At 47.1% G+C, this 16,317-nt stretch carries 19 protein-coding genes; 13 read left to right on the forward strand and 6 right to left on the reverse strand.

Going from position 1 to position 16,317, the window contains the following annotated elements:
* Together MGMO_RS20565 and infA are read left to right on the forward strand one after the other, a co-directional pair.
* The coding region (locus tag MGMO_RS20565) for a hypothetical protein (protein ID WP_036307306.1) at positions 1-185 on the forward strand (185 nt) is incomplete at its 5' end.
* Positions 186-274: 89 nt separating this feature from the next.
* Positions 275-493, forward strand: a complete 219-nt coding sequence (gene infA / locus MGMO_RS08285; RefSeq protein WP_023494599.1) for a translation initiation factor IF-1 — start codon at positions 275-277, stop codon at positions 491-493.
* Positions 494-528: 35 nt separating this feature from the next.
* Here the strand turns inward: infA and clpA are convergent, their stop codons facing one another.
* Positions 529-2,799: an ATP-dependent Clp protease ATP-binding subunit ClpA gene (gene clpA / locus MGMO_RS08290; RefSeq protein WP_023494600.1), complete on the reverse strand. Its 2,271-nt coding sequence runs from the start codon at positions 2,797-2,799 to the stop codon at positions 529-531.
* 12 nt (positions 2,800-2,811) lie between these two features.
* Positions 2,812-3,135, reverse strand: coding sequence for an ATP-dependent Clp protease adapter ClpS (clpS, locus tag MGMO_RS08295; RefSeq protein WP_023494601.1), 324 nt, complete (start codon positions 3,133-3,135; stop codon positions 2,812-2,814).
* Between the two features lie 216 nt (positions 3,136-3,351).
* On the opposite strand from clpS, the gene MGMO_RS08300 reads away from it, so the two are divergent.
* From MGMO_RS08300 to purB, 3 genes are read left to right on the forward strand one after another with little or no spacing between them, the layout of a single operon-like run.
* Positions 3,352-3,813: an NUDIX hydrolase gene (locus tag MGMO_RS08300; RefSeq protein ID WP_023494602.1), complete on the forward strand. Its 462-nt coding sequence runs from the start codon at positions 3,352-3,354 to the stop codon at positions 3,811-3,813.
* Complete coding sequence (gene mnmA, locus MGMO_RS08305; protein WP_023494603.1) at positions 3,806-4,903, forward strand: tRNA 2-thiouridine(34) synthase MnmA; 1,098 nt, start codon at positions 3,806-3,808, stop codon at positions 4,901-4,903. Before MGMO_RS08300 ends, mnmA begins: the two co-directional genes overlap by 8 nt.
* 21 nt (positions 4,904-4,924) lie before the next feature.
* Positions 4,925-6,301, forward strand: coding sequence for an adenylosuccinate lyase (gene purB, locus MGMO_RS08310; RefSeq protein WP_023494604.1), 1,377 nt, complete (start codon positions 4,925-4,927; stop codon positions 6,299-6,301).
* A 10-nt stretch (positions 6,302-6,311) separates the two neighbouring features.
* On the opposite strand, the gene MGMO_RS08315 is transcribed toward purB, so the two are convergent.
* On the reverse strand, positions 6,312-6,878 hold the full coding sequence (locus MGMO_RS08315) for a Smr/MutS family protein (protein ID WP_023494605.1): 567 nt from the start codon (positions 6,876-6,878) through the stop codon (positions 6,312-6,314).
* A gap of 75 nt (positions 6,879-6,953) precedes the next feature.
* Between MGMO_RS08315 and surE the strand changes: the two genes are divergently transcribed.
* The 7 genes from surE to MGMO_RS08350 all read left to right on the forward strand — a co-directional run bounded on the left by surE (position 6,954) and on the right by MGMO_RS08350 (position 12,915).
* Positions 6,954-7,715, forward strand: a complete 762-nt coding sequence (gene surE / locus MGMO_RS08320; RefSeq protein ID WP_023494606.1) for a 5'/3'-nucleotidase SurE — start codon at positions 6,954-6,956, stop codon at positions 7,713-7,715.
* Positions 7,712-8,371: a protein-L-isoaspartate(D-aspartate) O-methyltransferase gene (locus MGMO_RS08325; protein WP_023494607.1), complete on the forward strand. Its 660-nt coding sequence runs from the start codon at positions 7,712-7,714 to the stop codon at positions 8,369-8,371. Before surE ends, MGMO_RS08325 begins: the two co-directional genes overlap by 4 nt.
* Positions 8,372-8,561: 190 nt before the next feature.
* Positions 8,562-9,524 (forward strand): ABC transporter substrate-binding protein, encoded by a 963-nt coding sequence (locus tag MGMO_RS08330; protein ID WP_036307308.1) that lies wholly within the window; start codon positions 8,562-8,564, stop codon positions 9,522-9,524.
* Positions 9,525-9,552: 28 nt separating this feature from the next.
* Positions 9,553-10,278, forward strand: coding sequence for an ABC transporter permease (locus MGMO_RS08335; RefSeq protein WP_023494609.1), 726 nt, complete (start codon positions 9,553-9,555; stop codon positions 10,276-10,278).
* Between the two features lie 6 nt (positions 10,279-10,284).
* A complete protein-coding gene (locus tag MGMO_RS08340; RefSeq protein ID WP_023494610.1) occupies positions 10,285-11,010 on the forward strand; it encodes an ABC transporter ATP-binding protein in 726 nt (241 codons plus the stop codon).
* A 172-nt stretch (positions 11,011-11,182) separates the two neighbouring features.
* A complete protein-coding gene (locus tag MGMO_RS08345) occupies positions 11,183-12,196 on the forward strand; it encodes a tryptophan--tRNA ligase (RefSeq protein WP_023494611.1) in 1,014 nt (337 codons plus the stop codon).
* Positions 12,193-12,915 carry a hypothetical protein gene (locus MGMO_RS08350; protein ID WP_023494612.1) on the forward strand — a complete coding sequence of 241 codons (723 nt, stop codon included), beginning with the start codon at positions 12,193-12,195 and terminating at the stop codon, positions 12,913-12,915. The genes MGMO_RS08345 and MGMO_RS08350 overlap by 4 nt, the downstream gene beginning before the upstream one ends.
* 122 nt (positions 12,916-13,037) lie before the next feature.
* On the opposite strand, the gene MGMO_RS08355 is transcribed toward MGMO_RS08350, so the two are convergent.
* The 3 genes from MGMO_RS08355 to MGMO_RS08365 all read right to left on the reverse strand — a co-directional run bounded on the left by MGMO_RS08355 (position 13,038) and on the right by MGMO_RS08365 (position 15,593).
* Positions 13,038-13,607 (reverse strand): IMPACT family protein, encoded by a 570-nt coding sequence (locus MGMO_RS08355; protein WP_023494613.1) that lies wholly within the window; start codon positions 13,605-13,607, stop codon positions 13,038-13,040.
* Positions 13,608-13,673: 66 nt separating this feature from the next.
* On the reverse strand, positions 13,674-14,171 hold the full coding sequence (locus MGMO_RS08360; protein ID WP_023494614.1) for a hypothetical protein: 498 nt from the start codon (positions 14,169-14,171) through the stop codon (positions 13,674-13,676).
* Positions 14,172-14,213: 42 nt separating this feature from the next.
* Positions 14,214-15,593: a P-loop NTPase family protein gene (locus MGMO_RS08365; RefSeq protein WP_023494615.1), complete on the reverse strand. Its 1,380-nt coding sequence runs from the start codon at positions 15,591-15,593 to the stop codon at positions 14,214-14,216.
* Between the two features lie 315 nt (positions 15,594-15,908).
* On the opposite strand from MGMO_RS08365, the gene MGMO_RS08370 reads away from it, so the two are divergent.
* The gene (locus MGMO_RS08370; RefSeq protein WP_023494616.1) at positions 15,909-16,304 is read left to right on the forward strand and encodes a hypothetical protein; all 396 of its coding nucleotides are present in this window, start codon (positions 15,909-15,911) and stop codon (positions 16,302-16,304) included.
* The last annotated feature ends 13 nt before the right edge of the window (positions 16,305-16,317 follow it).

Below are 16,317 nucleotides of genomic sequence, written 5' to 3' on the forward strand. Positions count from 1 at the left end.
ACCCGGAAGTGAAACCGCCTAGCGCCGATGATAGTGCGGCAGCTTGCCGTGCGAAAGTAGGGAATCGCCAAGCGCCATATGACCAAGGCCCCAAGGGACACAAGCCCAGGGGCCTTTTTTTGCACAGCGGGCCAACAGACCAGGACACGGGAAGTTGGCACCAACTTTGCGCCGCAAGTTCTTGACAAGCAAGGTAAGAATAAAAGGGACCTGCTTGCTATTGACGATAGGCAGGATATGGTATAATGATTTTTTAATTTATTAAGTAATCTTTATGGCAAAAGAAGACCAAATTGAAATGGAAGGAAAGGTAATTGATACCTTACCTAATACCATGTTTCGTGTGCAATTGGAAAACGGGCATATTGTTACCGCCCATATTTCAGGGAAAATGCGTAAGCACTATATCCGCATTCTTACGGGTGACAGTGTCAAAGTAGAAATGACTCCTTATGATTTAACCAAAGGCCGTATTTCGTTTCGCATGCGCTAAGCTCTCGGTTAGCTTACTCTAGCCGAAATTCCCGTTCAGTTGTTCTCAGAAACCGTCAATTCCTTACTTTCGATCACAAAGCGCAGTTCGTTGTTTTCCAAGTACACACGGACATTGCCGCCGTGCGCCAACTTTCCAAACAATAAATCATTGGCAAGCGGCTTCTTTATCTTTTCTTGAATCAGTCGCGCCATTGGCCTTGCCCCCATTTTTGGATCGCAGCCATTTTCAGCTAGCCACAACCGCGCCTCCGCATCCAGAGATAATGTCACTTGTCTGTCAGCAAGCAAAGCTTCCAATTCAAAGATAAACTTATCGACAACGTGACCAACAATAGAGATGTCCAACGGTTTGAACTGGATAATGGCATCCAAGCGGTTACGGAACTCCGGCGAGAAGCCTTTTTCGATCACTTTCATGCTGTCGGTAGCATGATCCTGGTGGGTAAAACCAATGGATGCGCGGCTGCTTTCCTCGGCTCCAGCATTGGTGGTCATAACCATAATAATGTTACGGAAATCCGCCTTTCGACCATTCGTGTCCGTCAATGAACCATGATCCATCACCTGCAACAACAGATTGAAGACATCTGGATGGGCTTTCTCGATTTCGTCCAAAAGCAACACGGCATGTGGATGTTTACTGATTTGTTCAGTCAACAAACCGCCCTGGTCAAAGCCAACATAACCCGGCGGTGCGCCGATCAACCTGGAGACCGTGTGGCGCTCCATGTATTCCGACATATCAAAGCGGATCAGTTCGATTCCTAATACCTTCGCCAATTGCCGAGTCACTTCGGTTTTTCCAACGCCGGTAGGGCCTGAAAAAAGAAATGAACCAATAGTTTTTTGGGATTCCCTAAGTCCGGCACGGGATAGCTTTATTGCGGTAGCCAAAGCGGAAATGGCTTCGTCCTGGCCAAAAACCAGCATTTTGAGATTTTTCTCCAGATTGCCCAATTTTTCGATATCATTGGTGGAAACCGACTTGGCTGGGACCCTGGCAATTTTTGAGACGATTTCCTCAATTTCGGCGGCTTCAATCAAGGATTTACGCTGCGCTTCTGCAGTCATACGCTGTTTCGCACCCGCTTCATCAATCACGTCGATGGCTTTGTCGGGCAAATGGCGGTCAGTGATGTAACGATCAGACAATTCCGCCGCTAGACGTAGCGCTTCTGTCGTGTATTTGACATCATGATGTTCCTCAAAGCGTGATTTCAGTCCCTTTAAAATCAATATGGTATCTTCTACCGAAGGCTCAAGGATGTCTATTTTTTGGAATCGTCTCGTCAACGCATGATCTTTTTCGAACACGCCCCGATATTCTTGATAAGTGGTGGAACCAATACAACGCAATTGCCCGGAAGCCAGCATCGGTTTAATCAAATTGGATGCGTCCATTGTGCCGCCGGAAGCTGAACCGGCACCGATAATGGTATGGATTTCATCAATAAAGAGGATCGCTTCGGGCTTATTTTTGAGATGATTGATAAGCGCTTTCAAGCGTTTTTCAAAATCTCCCCGGTATTTGGTACCTGCAACCAACGCACCTAAATCCAATGAATAAATGATATTGTTCATCAAGATTTCAGGGACATTTTCTTCGACGATTCGTTTTGCCAAGCCTTCCGCTATAGCGGTTTTGCCAACGCCGGCTTCACCTACCAATAATGGGTTGTTTTTACGCCGACGGCAAAGCACCTGAATTGTCCGCTCAACCTCTAAATCCCTGCCAATTAAGGGATCAATCCTGCCTTTAACGGCTTCTTCGTTCAGGTTTACGGTATATTTTTCTAAGGGGCTGCCCGCAAGTTCTGCATCCTGCGGGTTGCTGTCTGCTGCTGAGTCATCAGGTGCAGCACTGTCCTGGTCAAATTTGGAAATCCCATGGGCAAGGTAATTGACCACATCCAACCTGGAAACGTCCTGTTTGTTCAACAAATAAACTGCATGGGAATCTTGCTCACTGAACAAGGCGACAAACAAGTTCGCACCGGACACTTCTTTTTTATCAGAAGCCTGGACGTGAAAGACCGCCCTTTGCAACACACGCTGAAAACCCAATGTCGGTTGGGTGTCGCGTTGTACGCCATCAGGGATCAGGGAAATCGTCTCGTCAATAAATTGCGTCAGTTGCCCTCGCAATGCATTGATGTCACAACCACAGGCGATCATGACAGCCCCTGCGGACGCATTGTCAAGTAAAGCCAGCAACAAATGCTCAACCGTGATAAATTCATGACGCTTATCATGGGCATTTTTAAAGGCATTGTTTAGTGTCACTTCAAGTTCTTTACTTAACATACACGCTCCAAACTACATTTCTTCCATTGAACAGAGCAACGGATGTTGATGTTCACGCGAATATTCGTTGACGATACACACTTTGGTTTCGGCAACGTCCTTGGTATAGGTTCCGCACACGCCCACGCCTTGGGTATGAATTTGCAGCATGACCCGCGTTGCCAAATCTTCCGGCATAGCGAAAAAGTGCATCAATATGTCAATGACAAATGCCATGGGCGTGAAATCGTCATTCAACAAGATGACCTTATACAAAGGTGGCTTTTTCAGTTGCGGCTTGGCGGKTTGTATGGCCAAGCCGTGGTCATCATCTTTAAAAGGCTCAAATTCAGCCATAGGATCTCGTCATTAATTACACACTACTAACATAATGCTGATATCGGCATAATTCAACCTAATTATAACAATAAAATCAAAAGTACCATGAATGGACGATAACTCAATTCATATAAATCGTTTGGTTGGACATTATTACGATGGTTAGTTCAAATCTTTGCCTATCAGTCATAGATAAATCTTGTAAAATATCCGTTTAATTTGTCGGAAAGAATAATGGTGTGGAAACCACACGTTACGGTTGCCGCTGTCATTGAGCGCAATGGGCGATTTTTGCTGGTCGAGGAACATACATCCAATGGCTTGCAATTCAACCAACCCGCTGGGCATCTTGAGGAAAACGAAAGCCTGATCGATGCCGTGAAACGCGAAGCGTTAGAAGAAACCGGTTGGCAATTTGAACCTGAACAGATCGTATCTATCCAGCTTTGGCGTAAAAACTCACAAGCCCCTAGTTTCTTAAGATGTTGCTTTTCGGGGCAATGCCATAGCCATGACCCTAACCATACCCTAGACGAAGGCATTGTGGCGACGCATTGGTTAACGCGTGAGGAAATTCACGACCAGAAACATCGTTTACGTAGTCCCTTGGTTTCGATTGCAGTTGACGAATACCTTAGCGGCCAACGCTATCCGTTGTCTCTGCTGAAAACTTTTATTGATTTGAAACATGCCTAAGAACATCATCGTAGGGATGTCGGGCGGTGTTGATTCCTCGGTAACGGCTTTATTATTACTTGAGCAAGGCCACCAAGTGACTGGCTTGTTCATGAAAAATTGGGAAGAGGACGACGGCACCGAATACTGTACCGCCATGCAAGACTTGGCCGATGCCCAACAAGTGTGCGACAAGCTCGGCATCGAATTAAAGACAGTCAATTTTGCCGCCGAGTATTGGGATGAGGTGTTTGAAGTGTTCCTGTCCGAATTCAAGGCCGGACGTACGCCCAACCCCGACATCCTGTGCAACAAGTACGTCAAGTTTAAGGCTTTCCTGGATTACGCTATCCAGGATTTGGGTGCTGAATATATTGCTACTGGACATTACGCGCGGGTCAGTGAAAACGACGGTGAGTTTTTCTTGTTGAAAGGGCTAGACCCTGACAAGGAGCAAAGTTATTTCCTGTACACACTTAAACAATACGAACTGGCGCACACCTTATTCCCCATCGGCCATCTGCATAAAAAGGAAATCCGCCAACTGGCTCAACAAGCAGGGTTTGATAATTGCCGTAAAAAAGACAGCACGGGGATATGCTTTATAGGCGAACGTAAGTTTAAGGAATTTTTGCAGCGCTACTTACCCGCCCAGCCCGGCGAAATGCGGTCACCGGAAGACCAGTTAATCGGCAAGCACCAAGGCTTGATGTATTACACCCTGGGGCAACGCCAAGGCTTGGGTATTGGTGGCGTTAAGGACGCACCGGATGAGCCTTGGTACGTGCTCGACAAAGACCTGGAAAACAATATCCTCATCGTTGGGCAAGGCCATGACCATCCCCTCATGTTGCATGATTCCCTTGAAGCCAGCCGTCTAGATTGGTGCAATAACAAGCCGTTAACGCAAGCTATCGAATGTGCCGCAAAAACCCGTTACCGTCAGGCCGACCAACCCTGCCGCGTGGAGCCGTTAAGCGAAGATCGTTGTCAGGTAAGTTTCTACGAACCCCAGCGCGCGATAACGCCGGGGCAATCCGTGGTATTTTACCAGGGCGATACTTGCCTCGGAGGCGGCGTGATTGAATCCAGGACGAACACTTACACCTAATTATTTAAATTAAGAAAAGCCATGAGCTATTTTACCCTAACCGCCATTTCCCCCATAGACGGTCGCTACGCCAATAAGGTGGAAGACTTGCGTCCCATTTTCAGCGAGTTCGGCCTGATACGTTACCGTGTGTTGGTCGAAATCCGTTGGCTGCAAGCCTTGGCTAGTCATCCCAAAATCGTGGAAGTCAACGCATTTAGCGATAATGCCAACCAGGTCTTGGAACACATCGTCAGCCATTTCGCCGAACCCGATGCCCAGCGGATCAAGGACATCGAAAGAACCACCAACCACGATGTCAAGGCGGTTGAGTATTTCCTAAAAGAAAAAATTGCCGGCATAGCCGAGCTGGAACAAGTCAGCGAATTCATCCATTTTGCCTGCACTTCGGAAGACATCAACAATCTGTCCTATGCGCTGATGTTGAAGGAAGGACGGGACGTAATACTCACCCAAATGCAAGCCTGCATCGAAGCCATCCGGCAATGCGCCGTGGAGTTTGCGAACCAGCCGATGCTGTCGCGCACCCACGGACAATCGGCAACTCCAACTACCGTCGGCAAGGAATTTGCCAATACCGTCGTCCGTTTATCTCGTCAGGCAGAACAACTGGAACAAGTGCAATTGTTGGGCAAAATCAATGGTGCGGTAGGCAATTACAATGCCCATTGCATCGCTTATCCCGAAGTCGATTGGCCGGATTTTGCCGAACAATTTGTCGAATCGCTAGGCTTGCAGTTTAACCCTTACACCATCCAGATCGAGCCGCATGACTACATGGCGGAATATTTTCACGCCTTGTCCCGTTTCAATACGATATTGCTGGATTTCGACCGCGATGTTTGGGGCTACATCTCCTTGGGTTATTTCAAGCAAAAAACCGTGGCGGGCGAAGTGGGGTCGTCCACCATGCCGCATAAGGTCAACCCGATAGATTTTGAAAACTCCGAAGGCAATCTCGGTTTGGCTAATGCGATGTTCGCATTTCTGGCGGAGAAATTACCTATTTCCCGCTGGCAACGCGACCTGACCGATTCCACCGTACTACGCAATATCGGTGTCGGCATCGCCCATACCAGCATTGCCATCCAGGCGACCTTAAAAGGCATTTCAAAATTGCAGATTAATCCAGAAGCTATCGAAACCGACCTTAACGCCAACTGGGAAGTCCTAGCAGAACCCATCCAAACCGTGATGCGTCGTTATGGCATCGAAAAACCTTATGAAAAGCTAAAGGAGCTGACTCGAGGCCAGCGGATAACGCCTGAACAATTGCGGGTGTTTATCGAGAAACTGGACATTCCTGAAGAAGCTAAAACGGCTTTGCTAGCGTTAACGCCAAGAACGTATATCGGTTATGCGGAGGCGTTAGCAAAAACAATAAGTTCCGAAAGATGACAACAGGGCTCTATTCATCGTATTTATCCGGGTGATCTTTTGATGATTTCAACAAGACATAAACGGCACCAGCACCGCCTTTTCTTGGCGGTGTCGAACAGAAGGCAAGCACATCCTTATGTTGCCTCAACCATCGGTTGAGGTGGTTTTTTAAGACGGGATGGTTATCGGAAGAGCGGTAACCTTTACCGTGGATAATATGGACGCAACGATAACCCCGTGCCAGAGCATCATGCAGAAATTGCACAAACTGTTGTTTTGCCGCTAGTCTGTTCAATCCATGTAAGTCGATTTCCGCTTGCACTCCAAAAAAACCCTTACGTAATTTTGCAAGGACGCTATTTTGTACGCCAAGTGCAGCAAAGCTAAGGATTTCCTCATGGTCAACAGCGTCAATATCGGGCGCGATAGCGTCCTGCCAGGCATCATTTAGGTCAGGATGCCGGGGTTTTGGATAAGGCTTGGGCGGAGGATTGTCTTGTGTCAATACAACTTTGTCGCTTTTTACGGCGCGGACATCACCTATTGTTTGCCTGAACAAGTCGCTGTCTTTTGGGTTGATGATCTTTTTTGTCACGAATGCTGGTTTTGTTGTGCAAAGTTGATACTATTAATCGATTTTATAGCGGATTCTGCAAACAGGCGATGGTTAATGTATATTTTGTTGAGCAATGATGATGGCTACTTGGCTGAAGGGCTGTCTACACTGGCAAATGCATTAGGGCAACATGCCGATATATCTGTGGTTGCGCCCGATAAAAACCGCAGTGCGGCCAGCAATTCGCTGACCCTGGAAATGCCGCTTCGGGCTTCCGTGGGCGAGAACGGCTTCATTAAGGTGGATGGTACGCCGACGGATTGTGTGCATCTTGCGATTACGGGCTTATTGGAGAAAGAACCCGATATGGTATTTGCCGGCATCAATCATGGCGGCAACTTGGGCGATGACGTGCTGTATTCAGGGACAGTCGCCGCCGCGACGGAGGGACGGTTCTTGGGCTTGCCTGCGGTGGCCATTTCGTTGGCGGGAGGCGGTGAACAGGTGACACATTTCGAGACCGCCGCGCATGTGGCAGTCACGATTTTAAAACAATTGATCGCCAAGCCTTTGCCTAAAGATACCCTCCTTAACGTCAACGTACCGGATATTGCCATTAAGGACTTGAAGGGTTATCAAGCCACTCGGCTAGGTCAACGGCACAAATCGGAACCCGTCATTACGGGCAAAGACCCGCGTGGACGGCTGCTATATTGGGTAGGCCCTCCGGGCGCGGAACAGGATGCCGGGCCTGGAACGGATTTTTTTGCCATCAGTTCCGGTTATGTGTCGGTAACTCCGCTACAATTGGATTTGACATGGTACAGTCGTATCAACGAAATTAAAACATGGTTGCCCCAGGAGATAAACGTATGAACCCAAGCCTGCAAGGGATAGGCATGACCTCGCAGCGAACCCGCGACCGCATGGTCAACCGCTTGATCGAACAAGGCATACGCAGTAATAAGGTATTGGATGTGATGCGCAGTACGCCGCGCCACATCTTTGTTGATGAGGCCTTGGCAAGCAGGGCCTATGAAGATAATCCCTTACCTATCGGTTATAACCAGACCATTTCCCAGCCTTACATCGTTGCACGGATGACGGAGCTGTTGCTGAAAGCGGGACATTTGTCGAAGGTACTTGAAATCGGCACGGGCTGTGGTTACCAAACGGCCATACTCGCGCAATTAGTGGATCATGTGTACTCGGTTGAACGGATTCTCCCGTTACAAAAAAAAGCCAAAAACAACCTGTGGGAACTCAAAATCAAAAATGTCAGCTATCTGCATAATGACGGCGGTTGGGGCTGGCCCGAGTATGCACCCTTTGATGGCATCCTGGTCAGTGCCGCACCGCCCGAAATCCCCGAAACCTTGCTACAACAAATGACAATGGGCGGTGTCATGGTGATCCCTACCGGCGAAAGCGGTAGACAGGCCTTGCAACGGGTAATACGCTCGGAAAAAGGCTATGAGGTTGAAGAATTGGATGCAGTGAGTTTCGTACCGTTTTTATCGGGGCGGGAATAGCTTACCCTTTACAAATCCTAAATTAGTTTTTGGAAATACTCAAGGTAGCTGCATAAGGAATTATTAAACCAATTTTTAATCGAAAACCCTAATCAATAACCCGTCGGTATTTTGATCGCCTAAACCCTTTCACTAAAGGGAGCATATGTCGATAAAATGGGGATTTAGAGTGCCTTACATTAATCATCTCATGAAAACTTACGTTTTATTACTTGGCTTTTATCTTCTGGCGACTAACGGTTTTGCGTCAGATAAAACGACTATCCGAATTGGCGTTCAGCCTACGGGAACTTTGGCGTGGGAATTGTCTGTTTTGCAAACCGAAGACAACGCCAAAAACCTTGACTTCAACATAGAAACCCATCCCATTGCCACAAGCGAAGCCGGAAAGATAGCCTTACAGTCGGGTGCGGTGGATGTCATCGTTTCCGACTGGATTTGGGTATCTAAGGCCCGGTCTGAAGGCAATGATTTCACTTTTTACCCGTATTCAACGACCTCAGGCTCATTGATCGTGCCGGAAAGTAGCCCGATTCTCACAATAAAGGACCTTAAAGGGAAACGACTGGGGATCGCAGGAGGCGAACTGGATAAAAACTGGTTGTTGTTGCAAACATTAGCGCAACAAGCGCAATTGGACTTGAACACTTCAGTTGAAAAAGTATTTGGCGCCCCGCCGCTGATTAATGAACAGCTTAAACAAGGGCGTGTCGATGCAGCACTTAATTACTGGCACTATGGCGCGAAGCTGGAAGCACAAGGCTATCGTCAGGTGATTGACGGTAAAGGCCTATTAAAAGGTTTAGGCATACCGGAAAACGTCCCTGCATTGGGTTATGTCTTTAAGCAAAGTTGGGCGACGGGACATAAAAAGGGGGTGGACAGCTTTTTCCAGGCCAGCAAAAAAGCCAAGCAGTTGTTATGTGCATCGGAACCCGATTGGAAAAAAATTATTCCCTTGATCCAAGCCGATGATATGGCCACACAAACCAAACTCCGCCAACGATATTGTGAAGGCGAAGTTACCCGATGGGGCGCGCCCGAACAGCAAGCGGCAGAACGGATTTATACCTTGTTGAGGAAGGTAAGCAACAATCTGCTCACTGGAAAGTCTGAGCACCTGCAACCGGGAACATTCTGGTCACAAGATTAATATCGTGCTGACTACATTGAGGAAAATTATGCCAGTGCTATCATTACTGGCATTGTTGGTGTTGTGGCAAGTGTTGGCGACCTGCCTCAACAGCAATAACTTACCTTCCCCCCTAGTCGTCGGCAGCGTCTTTTGGCAAGGCTGCCTGAGCGGACAAATCCCTTATCATTTGGGGGTCACATTGCTCAGGCTAATTGTGAGCTTTAGCATTGCCATGTTGCTGGGCTGCGCTATCGGCATTACGTTAGGACGGAACAAAAAACTCGACAGCTTCTTCGACAACTGGCTAGTGGTTTCCCTGAATATTCCGGCATTGGTCACCGTCATTTTGTGTTATGTCTGGTTTGGCCTGACTGAAGTGGCAGCGATTTTGGCAGTGGTCATCAACAAATTGCCCAATGTGGTTGTCACCGTCCGCGAAGGCGCCCGCAACCTGGATCAAGATTTACTGGAAATGGCGCATTGTTACCGCTACGGCAGAAAAAAAACCTTGCTGCATGTCGTCTGGCCGCAATTATATCCTTATGTCATGGGTGCAACCCGCTCAGGTCTCGCGTTGGTCTGGAAAATCATCCTGGTCGTCGAACTCCTGGGACGCAGTAACGGCATGGGCTACCAATTGCACCTATTCTTTCAACTATTTGATGTAGCAAGTATTTTAGCTTATACCATTGCCTTTGTCGCCGTGATCCAACTGATTGAATGGCTCGTCTTAAAGCCCTTGGACATAAAAGCGCAACGTTGGCGGCGTTGACAGACGATGATCGCAATTGACATTAAAAGAAAACTGTACCCGGCAAAAGGCAAAGCCGACAATCATTTAGTCATGGCTGATTTCCAATTGGCCGTCAACTCAGGTGAATTTGTCTGTTTGGTCGGCCCATCCGGCTGTGGAAAGACTTCATTACTGAACATCATTGCCGAACTCGATAATGATTATGAAGGGCACATCGGCTTCGGGCAACAAGAAAAACCGCCCAAGATTGGCTATGTCTTCCAAAATCCACGGTTGTTGCCTTGGCGTACGGTCAGGGAAAACATTGAACTGGCCATTGCACAGAAGCCATCCTCCAATAATATTGATGCCTTATTGGACGCGATGCAACTTACCCCATTTCAGCACGTTTACCCGGAACGGCTGTCCCTGGGCATGAGCCGCAGGGTGGCGATTATCCGGGCTTTTGCGATCAATCCTGACGTACTGTTGATGGACGAACCGTTCGTGTCCCTGGATGCAGCGACCGCAAGGCAGGTTGGGCATCTCTTGATAAATTTATGGCAACAGCGGCCTCACACCGTCTTATTTGTTACCCATGATTTGCGGGAAGCGATTGCGCTAGCAGACCGCATTGTATTTTTGTCTCCAGCCCCAATGAAGATTATTGCCGAATCCACGGTAGGAATACCCCGAAATGAACGCGGCAATGAACAGGCCGTCGAAACCTTTAGGCAACGGCTTTTGCAGGATTATCCAGAAATAATCTGAACTTTAAAAGAAAGCCCAGGGTTTTGCCGTCTCCAGGTCCTGGTTTTGCCCAGGAATAGACACCCACAAATAAGCTGTTAAACTGGATTTCAATCCTTATTTCAATCAATTTACGGCAGCTATCCGATTGGCTGGTAAAATAATAGGAACATAACAATAACTAATTTAACTTATGGACAAAGCCATTATACTTACCGGTATCACTACCACCGGAACGCCACACTTGGGGAATTATGTCGGCGCTATCAGGCCCGCCATCGCTGCCAGTAAAAACCAAAACGCCAAGCCATTCTATTTCCTGGCTGACTACCATTCTTTAATTAAGTGCCAGGAGCCGGAACGGGTCAAGCGTTCCAGCCTTGAAATTGCCGCAACGTGGCTAGCCTTAGGCTTGGACACAGATAATGCGGTATTTTACCGTCAATCAGATGTACCCGAGATTCTGGAATTGACTTGGATGCTTACCTGCGTGACCGCCAAAGGCTTGATGAACCGCGCCCATGCCTATAAAGCCGCCGTCGCCGACAATGAACAAGGCGGCGAGCAAGATCCCGACAAAGGTATTACGATGGGCTTGTTCAGCTACCCGATCCTGATGGCGGCCGACATCCTGATGTTCAATGCCAACAAAGTCCCTGTCGGCAGGGATCAAGTCCAACATATTGAGATGGCGAGGGATATTGCGGGGCGATTCAACCATATTTATGGTGAGTATTTTGCCTTGCCCGAAGCGGTACTTGACGAGAATGGTGCGACTTTATCGGGACTTGATGGGCGCAAAATGAGTAAGAGTTACAATAATACAATACCCTTGTTTGAACCGGAAAATAAGCTGAAAAAGCTCATCAACAAAATCAAGACCAATTCTTTAGAGCCCGGTGAGCCTAAAGAAACCGAGGGGTGCACTTTATTCAGCATCTACCAATCCTTTGCAACGGCGGATGAAGTGGCGCAAATTCGGCAGCGCTATGCCGAAGGTATCGGCTGGGGCGAAATGAAACGCATCTTGTTTGAGCATATCAACGGACAAATTGCCCCGGCACGGGAAAGGTATGACGCACTGATGGAAAAACCGGACCATATCGAAGAACAACTGCAAGAAGGTGCGAAAAAAGCCCGTGCAATCAGCAGCCCGTTCATCCGGGAATTACGCAAAGCCGTCGGAATCAACAGGATCACTTCATGAGTATTTACGACAGAAAAATCAAGTTCAGCGATTGGTTGCGGAAATCCTTATTATTTATCCGCCGCGACCCCTGGGTTTGGATAGGTTACTCCCTGTTAGTGGCGGCAATATTGTGTGTTGGCAGGGTATCTTACGCGCTGGGGATTTTTTCTGCCGTCGTTTGCCTGTTTGTCGGCGTCGGCGTAGCCAAATACTGTGACTTGAAACATGCAGAATCTGGCGCCGTCGGGTTGATCTGGGCCATCAAAAAAAGCTTGCCTTTGGCCATTATCTTGGGCGGCATGATCATGCTGTGCTGGTTTATATTTTCGGCCCTTGCCAACATCCTCAACGGTCAGGTCGACATGATCAGCTACTTTTTCTTTGACTGGCAATACACCTCCGCAAACCTTAGAGGCAGGGACAGCCGAGAATTGGCCATCTGGTTGTACGGTTATGCCAACATTACCTTGATTTTCACCTTGCTGATGCTCGCAACATTCGCCAGTTGGTATAGTTACCCCTTGATGTTGTTCAAGGATTACAGTTGGAGCCAGGCCAAAGAAGCAGGTCGGCATGAGTGTTCAACACAAAAGGAAGCGTACTACAAAACCTTGTTATTTCTGGTGTTTGAAGCCATTTTGTGTACCGAAATTACGCCTTGGTTGACCCCAATTTTATATGTCCTGACATCGACGTTTATGTTCGTGACGTACAAAAGCTTTTTTGAAAAAGCGTAATTTTATTGATTCGGCCTTGTGAAGTATTAAGTTTCCGTTCGCCTTGAGCCTGTCGAAAGGCGGTGTGTGCTTCGACAAGCTCAGCACGAACGGTCCAGACATTAAAAGGCCGAATCTATAGTCTAATGCAATCCTCCAAAGGCCTCCAATAATGCCGTAAGGTTATCTCTCGGCAACTGAACGGTTAGATGGACCTGCTCGGCAAAATCTTGACCGATTATTTCACCGTCCAGCTTTTTCAATAGGTGCTCTAAAAGCTGCATTTGCTTGTAATCCAAGGTCAGCTTTCTTTCAGCAACCTCAATGTAAGGATATAGCTCAGCTATTTCAATCACCCGCTTGGCGGTATTTCCATAAGCACGGGTTAATCCCCCTGCCCCCAGCTTGATGCCACCGAAATATCGGATGACAGCCAACAAGGCATTAATCAAGTCTTTGCCCTCCAAATGCTGAAAAATTGGCTTTCCTGCGGTGCCGCTGGGTTCGCCTGCATCATTAAACCGACTGATAAAACCATTATGGGTTTTGATACGGTAAGCAAAGGCGATATGGGACGCACTGGGATGGGAAATTCGCAACTGACGAAGGCTATCAACGACGGCTGACTCGCTCAGACAAGGGATCAAGACACCGATAAAGCGCGACTTCTTTATTGAGTCCTCTATCGCATACTGTGATTTAACGCATTGCATGGAAGATCGGATTAAGCCGCTCAAGAAAGTAATCAGAAAAGGTTTGCATGCCTAATCCGGCCTTACTTATATCAATTGCCCAATCGCAAAAGCACTCAAATAAGTGGCTATGAAATAAAATAAGGCTAAAACCATGCTGGCCGCGACATTGACATCCAACGTATGTTTGATAATGTAAGAAACGATTGCGAAGTACCAGGCTAACAATAGAGAAAACAGATAGTAACTATAGACATCTTCGGTAACAGTCAACCACACCATAACAGGAATGACAAAAACCGAAATAATATTCGCACTGAACAAGAATGCGGTGGTGACTTGAATATAGACATAAAGGGCTTTGTTCAGCAACAGCAAGATGCCTAGAAACATCAGCATCAATAGGATCTGCAGGGTAATTTCATAAAATGCTTCTAACGGATCATCGATCATATTAGCTTGCAGCAAATAGCCAATAACAAAGTATAGGAGCAAGCTGTTTTTAAATAGACTCGGCGATCTTGGCAGTTCCAGGGGATCATTCTGTAACCAGCATACCGCTAAGTATTCTTTTAGAATGTCCATAATCGTTTAGATAGTGGTCAGTAAATAAACGGCCATCAGTGGCTAATCGGGAGCATCTGAATCACGGTCATTATAAGTGCTGAAACTGTCATTCAACGATTGCACTAAATCTTTAGTTTTGTCTGAGAGTTGCGCCAATCGCGTCCTGACTTTTTTGTTCCAGCCAGCAGGTTCCGAGAAATTGAATAACATCCGTGAAAACGTCAAATTCAGCTCAAAAAATTCACCCAAGTTTTCCATCAAATGCAGGTCTTTGCGGCGGTCGTTTAAGCGGTTCATGATGAATTTGGACTGCAATTTCGCGTTAATCAAGTGCAAAGGCACCATGACAGAGATAATGACCAGGATAATGATGGGGCCAGTGATGGGATCAAACAACAAGTCAATAACGATACCAAGCTGTAATTCTAGGAACACTGCGAGTGCCGCAATGCCGCCAAGGATTAGCAAACTGGTTAAATTAATCCGTTCTTTCCAGGTTGCAATGCCGTCCTTGATTTCGGGAATGATGACATTTTCAATGTCATGGATGCTTTTTTCCAAAACATTCAAGATACGGTAGGATCGGTCATGTTCCACATTAGCCAAGCGCTGGTCAATTTCGATAAATTGCGGCGGGTTTTGTGCGTTCGCACTGTGCTCCTGGTTGGGCAAGAGGATAAATTGCCCCGTATTAAGCCCCAGATCCGCCAACCGCCGCTGCCAGGAAGAAATGATCTCACTGCTTTTGGTGGGGTAAAACGTAGCGGCCGGGGCGTCAATCAAGTAAATAAATTTATTGGTGTCTTGGTGTACCGAGATTTGCCGGATCAGTTCATTCATCATGGATGACGATGCTTCGAAAACATCACAAAACACCAGGACCAAATCTGAGTTTTCGATGGTGTGGGTAGTCAGCATAGACATGATCGGAGCGGCGGATGTCGCGCTTACGTTCGGCGCATCAATAAACAACTTGCCTTTCAAGCGTTCGCTATGAATGGTTTTCAGCTCCAGGTAGGCATTGATGCGCTTACCTTCATCTTTCTGTTGTTGCTCTATTTTCTGGCTAATCTGGTAGAACGGGTATCTATGGTCAACATCAAGCGCCGTTCCGGGCAAGGTTGCCGGTGTAGACTGGTTGTTATACAGGAGCGCAGTGAATTTATGGCTGGAAGCCTGAATGCCGGAAAGTAATTGCTCCGTACCCAAATAGCTATTGATAAAGCGGGATTTTGCGGTGGAATTACCGCCTATCAGGCTAACGATGGGCCACCATGAATACTTGCTGGCAGTGGTTTCTTCATTGTCAATCAAGCCTAAGTCATATTCGATTTGATCAAGCTGGTGAAACACTTTCGCCGCATTTAGCAATACCGGGTTGTCCTTGGCAAACGTCTTCTCTAGGTTGGACAGGTATTTGCTTACCGTTTTTTCAGCCATCAATCTGACCTCATTTTGTTAAGTTTTATAGGTATGAAGCATGGCAAAAGTATACACCCAGAATGGCGTATTGATAAAAACTAAGGAATAGATTTCTTGCTTATTAAGGCCCTGTTGAAACCGTCAAGAAAACAAGAAGCGATCAATGTTCGGCATCAAGACTATACCTTACGCAGTAAATTCACGCTTATTTTGTCAGCAACCTACCGTTCGTGTGACAATGGCAAAGCTTTTATAAGGCATTCGCCAACCAGATATTGGCAAGTAACTTATTGCCCCTCATAATACGCCGTAAATGATTAAGGATCGTAAAAGGTGCTAATACCCAGGTTTTCAACAATAGTCGCCATTACTATTGCTAGCTTGTTACACGGTTGTGCGTCTTTCCCTGTATTACGTTACGGCCCTGACAGGCAGTTACGCGAGGATTTTGAACAACGGGTTGAGGCGGCATTTCGGTTACAAAACAGGATGACCAGCGAAGTCATGGTGTTACAGTCCGATGGCTCCGATCCCCGGCAACATGAGCCTATCATTAGTGCAGAACAGCTTATGGAGAAAAATTGCAGTTATCTTAACGAGTATGCTTCGCGCGATATAGACGGCCTGAGCAAAAGCTTTATCTTGCTCCATCATGTGGAAAATTCTGTAGCCGATTGTGAATCAGCAGCCCAGAAAGTTGAGAATCTGCTGGAACTACATCAGCAATAGGCTATGAGCGGCC

It is taken from the genome of Methyloglobulus morosus KoM1, from assembly GCF_000496735.2.
Classification (GTDB): Bacteria; Pseudomonadota; Gammaproteobacteria; order Methylococcales; family Methylomonadaceae; genus Methyloglobulus; species Methyloglobulus morosus.